Source organism: Streptomyces sp. NPDC002138 (genome assembly GCF_040296485.1).
GTDB lineage: Bacteria > Actinomycetota > Actinomycetes > Streptomycetales > Streptomycetaceae > Streptomyces.
In genome coordinates, this window is record NZ_JBEOXE010000085.1 from 16,169 (window position 1) to 30,461 (window position 14,293).

Here is a 14,293-nt window from a genome sequence, read left to right on the forward strand (position 1 = left end):
CGGCGGGCTGCTACGCGCCGACCGGCTCGATGACGACGATCGGGATCTCGCGGTCGGTCCTGGTCTGGTACTCCTCGTACGCGGGCCAGTGCTTGACCATCAGCGGCCACGCCTCGGCGCGCTCCGCGGGGTCTGCGGTGCGGGCCGCGCCCTGGATGATCTCGGGGCCGACCTGGATGCGGACCTCGGGGTGCTCGGTGAGGTTCAGGTACCAGAGCGGGTGCTCGGGGGCGCCGCCCTTGGAGGCGACGATGAAGTACCGGCCGTCCTTCTCGCCGTAGATGAGCGGGGTCCGGACGGGGTTTCCGCTCTTGCGCCCGATGGTGGTGAGCAGCAGCGTCTGCGTGCCGTTCCAGAGCCGGCCTTCGGTTCCGCCGGACCCGACGTACTGCTTGACGTGGTCCAGCTGCCAGCCGGGCTTGGGGTCGGTCGGGTGGTCCCAGTCGATGTCGGTCATGTGCGGCCTGCCTCCAGGTGTCGACCGTCGGTGTTGAAGCCTCAACGATCAACAACGCTCGCGGGCACGGTGTTTATGCCCCGACCGCGGCCGATCGGGCGGAACGCCTGCGTCCCCATACGTGTACAGGGCACAATCCCTGGGGATCCGTCAGGCAGCGGCCTGCCACCACACGCCCGGGAGTACCAGGTGCCGTCGCAAGAGATCCCGATAACGCTCACCCCGCAGCAGGCCGCCTACGGGGTGATCCTCCCCGTGTCCCTGCCCACCGGCACGGTCAGACTCAGGATCCCGCCGGCCGCGGACGGGGACCTCGTCCGCGCCCGTGTCGGCCAGGACGAGGTGCTGCTGCGCATCCGGGTGAGCCAGGGCGCGGGCGAGGGGCCGGTGGCGTGGCTCGGGCAGCAGCCCGCCCCGGCGGCGAGGAGGAGCCCGCGGGGCTGGCCGGCGGTCCTCCTGATCGCCGCCGCCGTACTCATCGGTGTCGTGGTGGAGAAGAGCGGCCACGACGACGACCACGACACCGCGTCCTCCTCCCCGACCTCCACCCCGACCCCGGCCTCCACTCCCATGCCGTCGTACAGCGCGTGGACGCCCGCCCCGGCCCCGCCCCCGGCGGCCACCCCGGCCGCCTCCGTGCCCGTCCCCGTCGTCCCGACGCCGGAGGCGGCGCCCAGTCCGTTCGACCGGGGCACCTGCCTCAACGGCACCCTGCCGGACTCGACGACGGCGCAGCGCGTGGACAACGTGCGCGAGGTGTCGTGCTCGGCGTCGGACGCGCACTACAAGGTGATCGAGAGCATCCCCGGCACCTCGGACATGAGCCGCTGCGACGCCAGCCCCAAGACGGAGTACGGATTCTCCTACCGCTACAGCCGGGGCGGGATCACCCTCAACGAGTACGTCTACTGTGTGGTCGGCATCGGCTCCTACGCCCGCTGAGCCTAGAATCCGCAGGTGTACCGGCTGGGCGGTCATCGGCCCGCCCGGACGTCTGCGAGGGACGGGAACCGTTTGATGGACACGGCAGAGCTGACAGAAGCCTGGATCGAGGATGCGGGCAACGTCCTGGTCGCGCCGTCGGCGGTGCAAGGCCACGACACGATCAGGGAGTTCTTCGGATCGACGATCACGCCGGAGGACCTTGCTTCCGGTTCGCCCGACCTCGCACGCAAGACCGTCTATCTGTGTGGCGACATATCCGCGATCAGTCACCGCCAACTGCATGCCGCCGACCGGGTGTTCGTCGTCCGGGAGCTGTCACACGGTTACCAGGAGGGCGTCGGCGCACCGTGGACCCTGGTCGGCCTCGGCCGGGTTCCCGTCCGCGTGCACGGCGTCGGCGTGTACTACCGCCGCTTCTTCGGGCTCGACGACGACCACTTCGGACGGATCCGCGCGGAGCACGCGTTCCAGTCGCTGACGGAGTCCACCAAGCCCGGAGCGGCCCATCGCAGCGGCATCTATCTGACGCCCGTCACGCGCAACGATGACGCACTGCATTTCCGCCTGCTCCGGTGCTCCACGAATCTCTCGGGGCCGACGGAAAACTTTCGCCCGACCGACACGCGCATCGTCGAGGCGCTGAACCGCGAGGCCGCCGCCGTCTTCCGGAATCAGGCACCGCTCAATCACGTCCTCGCGCAGATCTACCACAACACCCTCGCCACGGCCGAGCGCAAGCAGGCCAAGGCCAAGATCTCGGCCCATGCCGACAAGACCAAGGACATGCCCGTCAACGGCGTCATGGCCTTCTGCACCTTCTATGACGGGCTCGACACGCTGCGGCCCCTGGCCGAAGACGCCTTCGACTACGGGGTGAAGGGTGCCAGCGCGCTGACCCGGCTCCGCTTTCGCCTCAAGGACCCGACCGCGGAACGCGACGGGGTCGCGCTCCCCCCGCACTTCACCCTGACTCTCCATCCGGGCTCCGTCTTCTTCATGCCGCTGTCCACCAACCGGCTGTATACGCACGAGATCCGGCCCTCGACGTTGGACGCGGAGCTGCTCCCGACCCGCCTGGGATACGTGGTGCGCTGTTCGGGCACCGAAGCCGTGCACAAGGACGGCCACACCTTCCTCGACGTGGCCGGAGACCTGGTGAAGCTGGGAGCGCCCACGCAGTCCGGCATGGACGAGCTGCGCAGGCTGTACGCCGAGGAGAACAGGACCTCGTCCTTCATCGATTACGGCGACGCGTTCCTCTTCAGCATGAACACGGGAGATTACGTTGCCCCCCGAATCTAGGATCTCGGACGGGATCATCTCGTGCGCCGTGCCGACCGACGACGAGGAGAACCTCTTCGCGGAGTTGTCCGCGTCGGTCCGTTGGGAAGACGTGGGAAAGGGGCGGCGAGGCGCCGTACTGACCAGGGTGGACGCGGCGGACGGTGTGCCGCTCGTCCGTACCACCACCCAGTACGGCGGCCCGGCGCAGCGCTTCCGGGCGGTGCATGAACGGCTGGCGCGACAGGTTCAAGAGCGTGCGGGGCTTTCGGCCGGCTTCAACAACGCGCTCATCGAGAGCTACACGAACGCCTGCACGACCATGGGCAGCCATTCCGACCAGGCCCTCGACCTGGCCGACGACTCGTTCATCGCCGTCTTCTCCTGCTATCGGCATCCCGAAGCGGGGCCGCCGAGAAAGCTGGTCTTCGCAGCGAAGGGACCCGGCGGCGAGCAGTTCGAGATCCCCCTCGTCCACCACGGCGTCGTCGCGTTCTCCGCCGCCGCGAACCGGCGACTCAAGCACAAGATCGTGCTGGACGCGCCCGGCCGGACGGCGGACAACCAATGGCTGGGTGTCACCTTCCGAACGTCGAAGACCCTCCTCCGGTTTCGCGACGGGCAGGGGTACCTCCCGCAGGGTGGGCGCCTCGTGTCGGCCGACGACGAGCAGAGGCGCGAGTTCTACCGACTGCGGCGCCGTGAGAACCATGAAACCGACTTCGTCTACCCCCTGTTGACGTACACCGTGAGCGAGAGCGATCTCATGCCGCCCGTCTGACCACCGGCACTAGTCCGTCGAGCGGGTCCAGCCCCGGGCCGTGATGCGGGACGCGTCGGCGGGGCGGTCCTCGGCGAAGAGGAGGCGGGTGCGCTCCGATACGCGGAGCACGTCGACGTACACCCCGCGCCCGACGTAGCGGCCCGTCGCCTCGTGGCGCAGGCGCAGGTGGACCTCGCGGCCGGCCCATGCGGGGAGGGGGGCCTCCAGGCGGTGCCAGATGCGGCCCGACCAGCCGGTGACGGTGCCGGTCGGCCATTGCTCCGGGGTGCCCCCGGTCGAGCGGACCGTGCTGAACGGCAGGGGCTGCCACGGGCCGTCCGGCCCCGGAGCCGCCTCGACGAAGAGGCCGCCCGCCCCCGGCACCGTGTCCCACCACACCGCGCACCGCAGCCGGGCCTCCGCCGTCGCGGGGGTGAGCGGCGGCAGGGTGAGGGTGCCCGCCGCGGCGGGGGTGATCCCGGAGAACCACGCGGGGCCGCCGTGCCGGGTACGGACCGGGACCGCCCGGGCGAAGCGGTTGCCCACCGCCACCCGGGGCGCGCTCCCGGCCCGCCAGGTCCGGACCGGGTGCACCGAGTTCCCCAGCAGGATCAGGAACGAGTCGGTGGAGGGGTCCAGGACCAGCGAGGTACCGGTGAATCCGGTGTGCCCGGCGGAGTGCGGCGTGGCCATCGCCCCCATGTACCAGTGCTGGTACAGCTCGAAGCCGAGGCCGTGGTCATCGCCGGGAAAGGCGGTGTTGAAGTCGGTGAAGAGCAGCTCGACGGAGGCGGGGCGCAGGATCCGTTTGCCGGCGTACGCACCGCCGTCGAGCAGGGTGCGGGCGAGGAGGGCCAGGTCCCAGGCGGTGCCGAAAACCCCCGCGTGACCGGCCACCCCGCCGAGGGCGTAGGCGTTCTCGTCGTGGACCTCGCCCCACACCAGGCCGCGGTCCAGCCCCGACCAGGGCGGGCGCTGGATCTCGGTGGCGGCCGTCACCCGGCGCCAGGAGAGCGGCGGGTTGTAGCGCGTGCGGTGCATCCCGAGGGGAATGGTGATCTCGTCGCGGAGCAGGACGTCCAGCGTGCGCCCGGTGATCCGTTCGAGGAGCAGCTGGAGCGTGATCAGGTTGAGGTCCGAGTACCGGTACACGCTCCCGGGAGTCTCCTGCGGCCGCACTGACCACAGCAGCCTCAGCTGCCCCGCCCGTGTGGACTCCTGGTAGAACGGCGCCCACGAGCGCAGCCCCGAGGTGTGGGTCAGCAGCTGGCGGACCGTGATCGTCTCCTTGCCGCCTCCCGTGAACTCCGGCAGGTAGCGCGCCGCCGGGGCCTCCAGCTCCAGGCGCCCGCGCTCCATCTGCTGCACGGCCAGCAGCGAGGTGAACAGCTTGCTCAGCGAGGCCAGGTCGAAGACCGTGTCCTCGGTCATCGCGATCCGCTCCGCCGCCGGGAACTCCCGGACCCGGTCGGTCCGGCCGTCGTAGTCCGCGTACCGCACCGCGTGGCCCATCGCGCGGTGGAGGGCGACGGTCCGGCCGCGCCCCGCCAGGACCACGGCCCCCGCGTAGTAGGGGTGTTCGGGGGAGGGGCCGAGGAAGCGCCGGGCCTCCTCGGCCGTCGCCTCCAGGTGCCGCTCCAGCAGGCCCGCCTGGCGGGCCGAGCCGTACCGCAGGCGCAGCCCCTGCAGGGCGCGCTGCTCGACCGGATTCCCGCCCGCGCCCGCTCCCGGGCCGCCGGCTCCCGCCCCCGGGGCGCCCCGCCCCGACGCCCCCGCCGGGCCGCCGGGCAGCGCCGCGTGCACGAGGAGGACCCCGCCGAGCGCGAGCAGCCGTGCCCCGAGCCGTCTGCGGCTCGGGCCGCCGCCGCCCCCGTACCGGCGACGGCTCCCGTCGGCCGCCCCCGACGCCGCAGCCGCGGCAGACGCAACTGCGGCGCTCTCCCCGGCCACCGCAGCCTCCCCGGCCCCTTCGGCCTCGTGGCTCCCGCCCCTGACGACCCCCGTGTCCTGGCTCATGACCGGCCCTCCTGTCCGCTGTCGAGCGCGTCACTCAGTATCTGCCCGCCCACCCCGCCGACCCCGTCACGACCGGCCCGCAAAGAATCTGACACAGCATCAGAAAATCTCTTCCCTCGCGTGCCGCCCTGCGGCATCCTGCCGCCCATGGAGACGGAGCTGAGCAAGAAACTCGGAGTCGAACACGCCATCTTCGGCTTCACGCCCTTCCCGGCGGTCGCCGCGGCCATCACGCGCGCGGGCGGCTTCGGCGTCCTCGGCGCGGTCCGCTACACCGCCCCCGACGACCTCAAGCGCGACCTCGACTGGATGCAGGAACACACCGACGGCAAGCCCTACGGGCTCGACGTGGTCATGCCCGCCAAAAAGGCCGTGGACGGCATCTCCGAGGCCGACATCGAGGCGATGATCCCCGCCGGGCACCGGGAATTCGTCCGCGAGACCCTGGCCAAGCACCAGGTCCCCGAACTCGCCGAGGGCGAGGCCTCGGGCTGGCGGATCACCGGATGGATGGAACAGGTCGCCCGCAATCAGCTCGACGTCGCCTTCGACTACCCCATCAAACTGCTCGCCAACGCCCTGGGTTCCCCGCCCGCCGATGTCATCCGGCGCGCCCACGACCACGGCGTCCTCGTCGCCGCCCTCGCGGGCACCGCCACGCACGCCCGCCGCCACGCCGAAGCGGGCATCGACATCGTCGTCGCCCAGGGCTACGAGGCGGGCGGCCACACCGGCGACATCGCCACCATGGTCCTGGTGCCCGAGATCGTCGAGGCCGTCGCCCCGCTCCCGGTCCTCGCCGCGGGCGGCATCGGCAGCGGCGAACAGATCGCCGCCGGACTCGCCCTCGGCGCCCAGGGCGCCTGGCTCGGCTCCCTCTGGCTCACCACCACCGAGGCCGACCTGCACTCCCGCGCGCTCACCGAGAAGCTCCTCGCCGCCGGTTCCGGCGACACCGTCCGCTCCCGCGCCCTCACCGGCAAACCCGCCCGGCAGCTGCGCACCGAGTGGACCGACGCCTGGGACGACCCCAGCGGCCCCGGCGCGCTCCCCATGCCGCTCCAGGGCCTGCTCGTCGCCGAAGCGGTCTCGCGGATCCAGAAGTACGAGGTCCAGCCGCTGCTCGGCACGCCCGTGGGCCAGATCGTGGGCCGGATGAACAGCGAGCGCAGCGTCCAGGCCGTCTTCGACGACCTCACCCGGGGCTTCGAGCGGGCCATCGACCGCCTCACCCGCATCGCGGGCCGGTCCGGGCCGGTCCTGAAGGAGGAACTCCCGTCATGACCCCGCCCCCGAACGCGCCCGACGCCCCCAGGGCCTCCGACGCCCCCCAAGCCTCCGGCGCCCCCAAGACCCCGGACGCCCCCAAGGCCCCCGCCGGCCCCGGCGGGCCCAACGGCTTCTGGGCCCAGGCGAGCGCCGACCCCGACCGCACCGTGCTCATCACCCCGGAGGGAGAGGAGTGGACGGCCGCGCGGCTGCACGCCGACGTCAACCGCCTGGTCCACGGCCTGCGCGCGGCGGGCCTGGAGCGCGGTGACGTCTTCGCCGTCGTGCTGCCCAACGGCGTCGAGTTCTTCACCGCCTACCTCGCCGCCGCCCAGGCCGGTTTCTACCTGGTCCCGGTCAACCACCACCTGGTCGGCCCCGAGATCGCCTGGATCGTCTCCGACTCGGGCGCCAAGGTGCTCATCGCCCACCAGCGCTTCGCGGAGGCCGCCACCGCCGCGGCCGACGAGGCGGCGCTCCCCGCGAGCCACCGGTACGCCGTCGGAACGGTGGCCGGGTTCCGCCCGTACGCCGAACTCCTCGACGGCCGGAGTCCCGAGCCGCCCGCCGACCGGACCCTCGGCTGGGTCATGAACTACACCTCCGGCACCACCGGCCGCCCCCGCGGCATCCGCCGCCCACTGCCCGGCAAGCTGCCGGAGGAGACGTACCTCGGCGGATTCCTCGGCATCTTCGGCATCCGCCCCTTCGAGGGGAACGTCCACCTCGTCTGCTCGCCGCTCTACCACACGGCCGTACTCCAATTCGCGGGCGCCTCCCTGCACATCGGCCACCCGCTCGTCCTGATGGACAAGTGGACGCCCACCGAGATGCTCCGGCTGATCGACACGCACCGCGCCACCCACACCCACATGGTGCCCACCCAGTTCCACCGCCTCCTCGCGCTCCCGCAGGAGGTCAAGGACGGGTACGACGTCACCTCGATGCGCCACGCCATCCACGGCGCCGCGCCCTGCCCCGACCACGTCAAGCGGGCGATGATCGAGTGGTGGGGCACCTGCGTGGAGGAGTACTACGCGGCCAGCGAGGGCGGCGGCGCCTTCGCCACCGCCGAGGACTGGCTCAAGAAGCCCGGTACGGTCGGCAAGGCCTGGCCGATCAGCGAGCTGGCCGTCTTCGACGACGACGGGAACCGGCTGCCCGCCGGGGAACTCGGCACCGTGTACATGAAGATGAGCACCGGTGGTTTCAGCTACCACAAGGACGAGGGCAAGACGAAGAAGAACCGGATCGGGGACTTCTTCACCGTCGGCGACCTCGGCCTGCTGGACGAGGAGGGCTATCTCTTCCTCCGCGACCGCAAGATCGACATGATCATCTCGGGCGGGGTCAACATCTACCCGGCCGAGATCGAGTCCGCCCTGCTCACCCACCCGGCCGTCGCCGACGCCGCCGCCTTCGGCATCCCCAACGGGGACTGGGGCGAGGAGGTCAAGGCGGTCATCGAGGCGGCCGAGGGCCACGAGCCGGGCGAAGCGCTGGCCGCCGAGATCCTCGCCCACTGCGAGCGGCAGCTCGCGGGCTACAAACGGCCCAAGACGGTGGACTTCATCGAGACCATGCCCCGCGACCCCAACGGCAAGCTGTACAAGCGGCGGCTGCGAGACCCGTACTGGGAGGGCCACGAACGCGCCATGTGAGGCACCCCGCGCGGCGGCGCCCCCGAGCGGCCGGACCGCCTCGGGGCGCCCGAAACACCCGGACATGGTGTGAGATGTTCCACGCCAGGGCCCCGGCGGCGCGCCTTGCGCCGCACCGCGGTGACAGTTCTGGCAGCGTGGCCGTATGAGTACGGCACCCCGCACGTCCCCCCTGACCGACTGGACCCTGGTGGTCCCCGTGGTGGCGCTCGTCGCGCTCGCCTTCAGCTGGGGGCGCGACCTGCCCTCGTTCGCGGTGGCGCTCGTCGCCCTGTGTCTCGGGGGCGCGGTGCTGGCGGCCGTCCACCACGCCGAGGTGGTCGCGCACCGCGTCGGCGAACCCTTCGGCTCCCTCGTCCTGGCCGTCGCGGTCACCGTCATCGAAGTGGCCCTCATCGTCACGCTGATGGTCGACGGCGGCGACAAGACGGCCTCCCTCGCCCGCGACACCGTCTTCGCCGCCGTCATGATCACCTGCAACGGCATCGTCGGCCTGTCGCTGCTCGTCGGCGCCCTGCGCAACCGCGTGGCCGTCTTCAACGCCGAGGGCTCCGGGGCGGCGCTCGCCACCGTCGCGACCCTCGCCGTCCTCAGCCTGGTCATCCCGACCTTCACGACCAGCAAGCCGGGGCCCGAGTTCTCCACCCCGCAGCTCGCCTTCGCCGCGGTCTCCTCACTCGCCCTGTACGGACTGTTCATCGCGGTCCAGACGGTCCGTCACCGCGACTACTTCCTGCCCGTGGACACCGATGCGAGGAAGCGCCGCGAGGCCGCCGGGGAGGAAGAGGACCACGCCGAGCCGCCGACCGCCCGGGCCGCGATGATCAGCCTCGGCCTGCTGCTGGTCGCCCTCGTCGCCGTCGTCGGCAACGCCAAGGCCGTCTCGCCCACCATCGAGGCCGGCGTCGCCAGCGCGGGCCTGCCCAACGCCGTCGTCGGTGTGATCATCGCCCTGCTGGTCCTCGCGCCCGAAACCCTCGCCGCCGTCCGCGCGGCCCGCCGCGACCGCGTCCAGACCAGCCTCAACCTCGCCTACGGCTCCGCCATCGCGAGCATCGGCCTGACCATCCCCGCCATCGCGCTCGCCTCGGTCTGGCTCACCGGACCGCTGCTGCTGGGCCTCGGTCCGATCCACATGGTGCTGCTCGCCCTCACTGTCGTGGTCAGCGCCCTGACGATCGTGCCGGGCCGCGCGACCCTGCTCCAGGGCGGCGTGCACCTGGTCCTGCTGGCCTCCTACCTCTTCCTCGCCGTCAGCCCCTGACCGCGCGGCCCCCGGCCGTACGCCGACCCGCGCGCGCGGATCGGCGTACGGCGCGGCGGTTCCTCAGCGCCGCTCGCGCGGCCAGACCACCCGCAGGGCGGCCGAGGTGAGGATGTCCGCCTCGCAGTAGCGCGACCTCACCCAGCGCTCACCGGAGAACATCCGCGTCTGGTCGGCGTAGTACGGCGAGTTGGGGTTCGAGGACTGGCTGTACGACAGCAGCGTGCGGGCCACCGGGCAGCGGCCGCCGTCCCAGCCGACCGCCTGGATGTGGCTGGAACCGTGCACGACCTCCGTGTAGCCGCCACCGGCCGGGTTCCACACCGCCTCCACCTTGTCCCAGACGCCGAGCGCCTCGGTGCCGCCGCCGACCGGGATCCGCTCGCCTCCGCGCACCACGAACTGATGCTCGCCGAGCGGCGCGTCCAGCGCGATGCCCGCCGCCTTCAGCTCCACGACCGTGTCCGCCAGGGCCCGTCCGACACCGGGCGCCGACTGGTTCAGCGTGCGGGGCGTGCGGACCGGGTCGGCCGCCGAGAACGGCACCAGCCACAGGTCCTTGGCCGCCGTGGACGCCGTCAGCCGCCGCCAGAAGCGGTCGAAGAGCAGCGCGCCCCGGCTGGCCGTCTCGGCCGTACGGTCCCAGCGCGCCAGCACCGGGCAGGCCGCCGAGACGTCCACCGCGGAGCCGTCGCTCGCGGTCGCCGTACCGCCCGGCAGGGCGGCGCAGGCCGACGCGGCGTCGGCCGCGGCCAGGTCACCGGCCGGAACCCGGTTCGCGAACTGCTGCTTCTGCAGGTCCGCCACCGTCAGCCCGCCCTTGGCCGCCATCGCCGACACGTCCTCCAGCGCGCCGCGCGTGCGCAGCGAACGCGCCGTCCCCGTGGTGCCCCACACCCGCTCGTAGCCGGTCAGCGGATGGTCCGCGTTGGCCAGCCAGGCACTGTCGTTGGAGTTCTCGGCGTACGTCGCGTCCCGCAGCGTCGGCGCCTTGGCCGGCCCGAACACCCCCGGCTGCACCGCGTCCGGGTCCGAGCCCAGCGCGCAGTCACCGCGCGAGCCGTCCAGCACCGCGAGACCGGCGGAGGGGTAGGTCGCCCGGCCCAGCGGGGTCGAACAGCGGGCCGCCAGCTCGTCCGTGATCCGGGGCACGATCTGGGACTGGGTGAACAGGGTCTTGCCCGCCGAGTCGGCGGCCAGCGTGTTGACCCAGGGCAGCCCCTGGGTGCGCCGCTGCGCGTCCTGGATCCCGGCCACCGAGCGGGCCTTGCCCATCGCGAGGGCGGTGTCGAAGGCCCGCAGGTTCACCGCGTTGGGGTCGTTCAGCGCGTACGCCGTCGTCGCCGACCACGGCAGCGGCAGGCCTGCGCCCAGCGAGGTCAGCACCGGTCCGAAGCGGGTCCACCACTGGGTGCGGCTGACCGGGGCGCCGCCCTTGACCGGCACGCTGACGGTCCGCGGGACCATCTTCTCGGCCACTCCGTCGACGAGGTAGGCGGTCGGGTCCTTCGGGTCCAGCGCCAGCTGGTGCAGGTTGACCGGGGTGCCGGTGGCCACGGTGTGGCTCCAGGCGACCTTCTCGTTGAAGCCGATGTTGACGACGACCGTGCCGAGCAGGGAACCCCCCGACACGTTCAGCTCGCCGGGGATGGTCTGCTGCGACTGCCAGAACCGGCGCCCGCCCTGCCACGGGTAGTGCGGGTTGCCCAGCAGCAGACCGCCGCCGCTCGCCGTGGCCGACCCCGCGAAGGCCACCGCGTTGGACCCCATGTCGTAGCGCGAGGTGTCGAAGAGCTGCCGGGCCGCCTCCGCCGCGGCCGCCGGGTCGATGTCGGCGCCGGGTGCGGGTGCGCTCGTACGGGCCCCCGCGCCCGGCGGCGTGTGCGCGGCCCCGGCCGGCGGCTGGGCGGCGGCGATCCCGTCGATCCCGCGCCCCTGGCCGCCGAGCACCGCGACCGCGTACGCCCGGGCCGCCACGTCCACCGCGGTCACCGGGTGCACCCAGCCGGCTCCCTTGCAGGCCGGGTCGGTGATCTTGTTCTGCGCCAGCCAGGCGTTGTACCCGGCGGCCCAGCCGCGCATCAGCTCCTTGACGTCCTTGCCCGGGCCGGCCGGAGCGGGCGTGGCCAGCAGCTTCTCCACCGTGCCGGATTCCCGGATCCCCTTGAAGTACAGGTCGCTGGAGAGGTTCCCGGCGGCCGAGGACAGCGAGCCGTCGGGGGCCGCGTCGGGCCCGAACCAGCGGGAACGCTCGCCGGACACCGTCAGGAACCCGTCCGCCAGCACACAGACCTGGTCGGCGGCCTGCGCCCAGCCGGTGCCGAAGCCCAGGTCGGCGTAGTCCTTGGCGAGGATGTGCGGGATGCCGTTCTCCGTGTAGCGGACGAGGGCGGACAGGCCGCCCCCGGACGGCCTGCGCGCGGCCCCGCCGTCGGCGGCGGCCGAGGCCGCGGCCGGGGGGACCGCGGCGGCCGCGGCGAGCAGCGCGGCGCCGGTGAGGGCGATCCGGCGCAGTGCGGGGCGGGTGCGGAAACGCAACATGCCTCCCAAGTAGCCTGCGAATGACTGTGGTTACGCGTGAAACTGGTGGTGCGGTCCTGCTGTGCCCCCACACTCATGCAGGCGAGCTGATGATCTGTCAATAACCCCTGGTGCAGGATGAGATGAGGATCGCTCCATGACGCAGGTGCGGCACAACACGGTCGACGGACTCCTGCGCGACACCGCGCGGCGGGTCCCGGAGCGGGTCGCGGTCCGCTACCGCGAACGGAACTGGACCTACGGCGGCCTCGACGAGGCCGTCTCCACCGCCGCCGCCCTGCTCACGGGGGAGTGGGGGCTGGGGCCCGGCGACCGGGTGGCGACCTTCGCCCACAACTCCGACGCCTACCTGATCGCGTTCCTCGCCTGCGCCCGGGCCGGGCTCGTGCACGTCCCGGTCAACCAGAACCTCGCCGGCGAGGACCTCGCGCACATCCTGGACGACTCCGCCAGCGCGCTGGTGCTCGCCGATCCGGACCTCGCGCCCCGGGTGCCCGAAGGGCGCCGGGTACGGGCGCTGCGCGACGTCCCCGGGTCCTTCCTGGCGGCGCTGGCCGAGCCGGCCCCGTACGAGGGCGCCGGTACGCCCGGGGACCTGGTGCAGCTGCTGTACACCTCCGGCACCACCGCACTGCCCAAGGGCGCGATGATGACCCACGCGGCGCTCTGTCACGAGTACGAGAGCGCGATCGAGGCGCTCGACCTGACCGAGGGCGACCGGCCGCTGCACTCGCTGCCGCTCTACCACTCCGCGCAGATGCACGTCTTCCTGCTGCCGTACCTGGCCGTCGGCGCCGAGAACACGGTGCTGGACGCGCCGGTCGCCGAGGAGATCTTCGAGCGGGTCGAGGCGGGCGGGGCGGACAGCCTCTTCGCGCCGCCCACGGTGTGGATCGCGCTGGCGGGCCACCCCCAGTTCGCCACCCGGGAGCTGAGCGGGCTGCGCAAGGCCTACTACGGGGCCTCGATCATGCCCGTACCCGTGCTGGAGCGGCTGCTCGCCCGGCTGCCCGGCCTCGGGTTCTACAACTGCTTCGGACAGAGCGAGATCGGGCCGCTGGCGACCGTACTCGGCCCGGCCGAACACGAGGGGCGGATGGACTCCTGCGGGCGCCCGGTGCGCCACGTCGAGGCCAAGGTGGTCGACGAGGAGGGCGCGGAGGTGGCCGACGGAACCGCGGGAGAGGTGGTCTACCGGTCCCCGCAGCTGTGCCTGGGCTACTGGAGGGACCCGGCGGCGACGGAGCGGGCCTTCCGGGACGGCTGGTTCCGCTCGGGCGACCTCGCCGTGCGCGACGCGGAGGGCTACTTCACCGTGGTCGACCGGGTGAAGGACGTCATCAATTCCGGCGGGGTCCTGGTCGCCTCGCGCCAGGTCGAGGACGCGCTGTACACCCACCCCGGGGTGGCGGAGACGGCGGTGGTCGGGCTGCCGGACGAGCGCTGGATCGAGGCGGTCACGGCCGTGGTGGTGCCGCGCGGGACGGTGACCGAGGAGGAGCTGATGGCGTACGCGAGGGAGAAGCTCGCCCACTTCAAGGCCCCGAAGCGGGTCCTCTTCGTGGACGAGCTGCCCCGCAACGCCAGCGGCAAGATCCTCAAGCGCGAGCTGCGGGACCGCTTCGGCGCGGGCGGGTCCGGCAGGTAGCAGCGGGCCGGGCGCCCCGGGGCCGGGTTTCAGCTGTCGCCACAGGCCGTGGCACGCCGTCGTGGATCACGGGGATCCACGACGCGCCGATGCCGTCGGTCCGCTGCGCGCTGCCCTTTTACCCGGCGCTCAGGTGGGCGTCAAGCCCCGAGTTTCCGGAGCGTGACCGTGGTGTTCCGGTGGGGCTTACTGGTGATGCGGGCCTCACCGGAAAGGAAATGGTGAAACCGCGGCGGTCCGAATCATCCGGGGCGTCATCCATTCCTCTTCATAGGAGAACGTCATGAACCGTAAGACGCGCACCAACAACGTTGTCCGCACCAACCGCCGTGGATTCCGGCTCGCGACGCTGTTCGCTTCCGCGGCCATGATTTCGGGAGGCGTTCTCATTCCGGCGTCCATGGCGTCGGCGGCCCCGATGCCCGCCCATGTCGCGGCCGCCTTCCCC

General features: G+C 72.3%; 10 protein-coding genes. 7 read left to right on the forward strand and 3 right to left on the reverse strand.

The features are described from left to right. Positions 1–10: 10 nt before the first annotated feature. The gene (locus ABT084_RS33865) at positions 11–457 is read right to left on the reverse strand and encodes a nitroreductase family deazaflavin-dependent oxidoreductase (RefSeq protein ID WP_351052402.1); all 447 of its coding nucleotides are present in this window, start codon (positions 455–457) and stop codon (positions 11–13) included. Between the two features lie 189 nt (positions 458–646). Between ABT084_RS33865 and ABT084_RS33870 the strand changes: the two genes are divergently transcribed. From ABT084_RS33870 to ABT084_RS33880, 3 genes are all read left to right on the forward strand, one after another. Then, positions 647–1,399 carry an LppU/SCO3897 family protein gene (locus ABT084_RS33870; RefSeq protein WP_351052404.1) on the forward strand — a complete coding sequence of 251 codons (753 nt, stop codon included), beginning with the start codon at positions 647–649 and terminating at the stop codon, positions 1,397–1,399. A 75-nt stretch (positions 1,400–1,474) separates the two neighbouring features. Next, positions 1,475–2,704, forward strand: coding sequence for a hypothetical protein (locus ABT084_RS33875; RefSeq protein WP_351052407.1), 1,230 nt, complete (start codon positions 1,475–1,477; stop codon positions 2,702–2,704). Next, the gene (locus ABT084_RS33880) at positions 2,688–3,464 is read left to right on the forward strand and encodes an alpha-ketoglutarate-dependent dioxygenase AlkB family protein (RefSeq protein ID WP_351052409.1); all 777 of its coding nucleotides are present in this window, start codon (positions 2,688–2,690) and stop codon (positions 3,462–3,464) included. The genes ABT084_RS33875 and ABT084_RS33880 overlap by 17 nt, the downstream gene beginning before the upstream one ends. A gap of 9 nt (positions 3,465–3,473) precedes the next feature. On the opposite strand, the gene ABT084_RS33885 is transcribed toward ABT084_RS33880, so the two are convergent. Continuing rightward, positions 3,474–5,462 carry a serine hydrolase domain-containing protein gene (locus ABT084_RS33885; protein WP_351052411.1) on the reverse strand — a complete coding sequence of 663 codons (1,989 nt, stop codon included), beginning with the start codon at positions 5,460–5,462 and terminating at the stop codon, positions 3,474–3,476. A 147-nt stretch (positions 5,463–5,609) separates the two neighbouring features. Here ABT084_RS33885 and ABT084_RS33890 point away from each other — a divergent pair, with 147 nt between their 5' ends. From ABT084_RS33890 to ABT084_RS33900, 3 genes are all read left to right on the forward strand, one after another. Further along, positions 5,610–6,746 (forward strand): nitronate monooxygenase, encoded by a 1,137-nt coding sequence (locus tag ABT084_RS33890; protein WP_351052414.1) that lies wholly within the window; start codon positions 5,610–5,612, stop codon positions 6,744–6,746. Then, the gene (locus ABT084_RS33895) at positions 6,743–8,392 is read left to right on the forward strand and encodes an acyl-CoA synthetase (protein WP_351052417.1); all 1,650 of its coding nucleotides are present in this window, start codon (positions 6,743–6,745) and stop codon (positions 8,390–8,392) included. Before ABT084_RS33890 ends, ABT084_RS33895 begins: the two co-directional genes overlap by 4 nt. A 145-nt stretch (positions 8,393–8,537) precedes the next feature. After that, positions 8,538–9,656, forward strand: a complete 1,119-nt coding sequence (locus ABT084_RS33900) for a calcium:cation antiporter (protein WP_351052419.1) — start codon at positions 8,538–8,540, stop codon at positions 9,654–9,656. A 63-nt stretch (positions 9,657–9,719) separates the two neighbouring features. On the opposite strand, the gene ABT084_RS33905 is transcribed toward ABT084_RS33900, so the two are convergent. Then, positions 9,720–12,197 (reverse strand): penicillin acylase family protein, encoded by a 2,478-nt coding sequence (locus ABT084_RS33905; protein ID WP_351052422.1) that lies wholly within the window; start codon positions 12,195–12,197, stop codon positions 9,720–9,722. A 136-nt stretch (positions 12,198–12,333) separates the two neighbouring features. On the opposite strand from ABT084_RS33905, the gene ABT084_RS33910 reads away from it, so the two are divergent. Continuing rightward, positions 12,334–13,845, forward strand: a complete 1,512-nt coding sequence (locus ABT084_RS33910) for a fatty acyl-CoA synthetase (protein WP_351052425.1) — start codon at positions 12,334–12,336, stop codon at positions 13,843–13,845. Positions 13,846–14,293 lie beyond the last annotated feature (448 nt).

Coding starts and splice junctions, on each gene's coding strand:
- ABT084_RS33865 (WP_351052402.1), bottom strand. CDS start 457: ATGACCGACATCGACTGGGACCACCCGACCGACCCCAAGCCCGGCTGG.
- ABT084_RS33875 (WP_351052407.1), top strand. CDS start 1,475: ATGGACACGGCAGAGCTGACAGAAGCCTGGATCGAGGATGCGGGCAAC.
- ABT084_RS33885 (WP_351052411.1), bottom strand. CDS start 5,462: ATGAGCCAGGACACGGGGGTCGTCAGGGGCGGGAGCCACGAGGCCGAA.
- ABT084_RS33890 (WP_351052414.1), top strand. CDS start 5,610: ATGGAGACGGAGCTGAGCAAGAAACTCGGAGTCGAACACGCCATCTTC.
- ABT084_RS33895 (WP_351052417.1), top strand. CDS start 6,743: ATGACCCCGCCCCCGAACGCGCCCGACGCCCCCAGGGCCTCCGACGCC.
- ABT084_RS33900 (WP_351052419.1), top strand. CDS start 8,538: ATGAGTACGGCACCCCGCACGTCCCCCCTGACCGACTGGACCCTGGTG.
- ABT084_RS33905 (WP_351052422.1), bottom strand. CDS start 12,197: ATGTTGCGTTTCCGCACCCGCCCCGCACTGCGCCGGATCGCCCTCACC.
- ABT084_RS33910 (WP_351052425.1), top strand. CDS start 12,334: ATGACGCAGGTGCGGCACAACACGGTCGACGGACTCCTGCGCGACACC.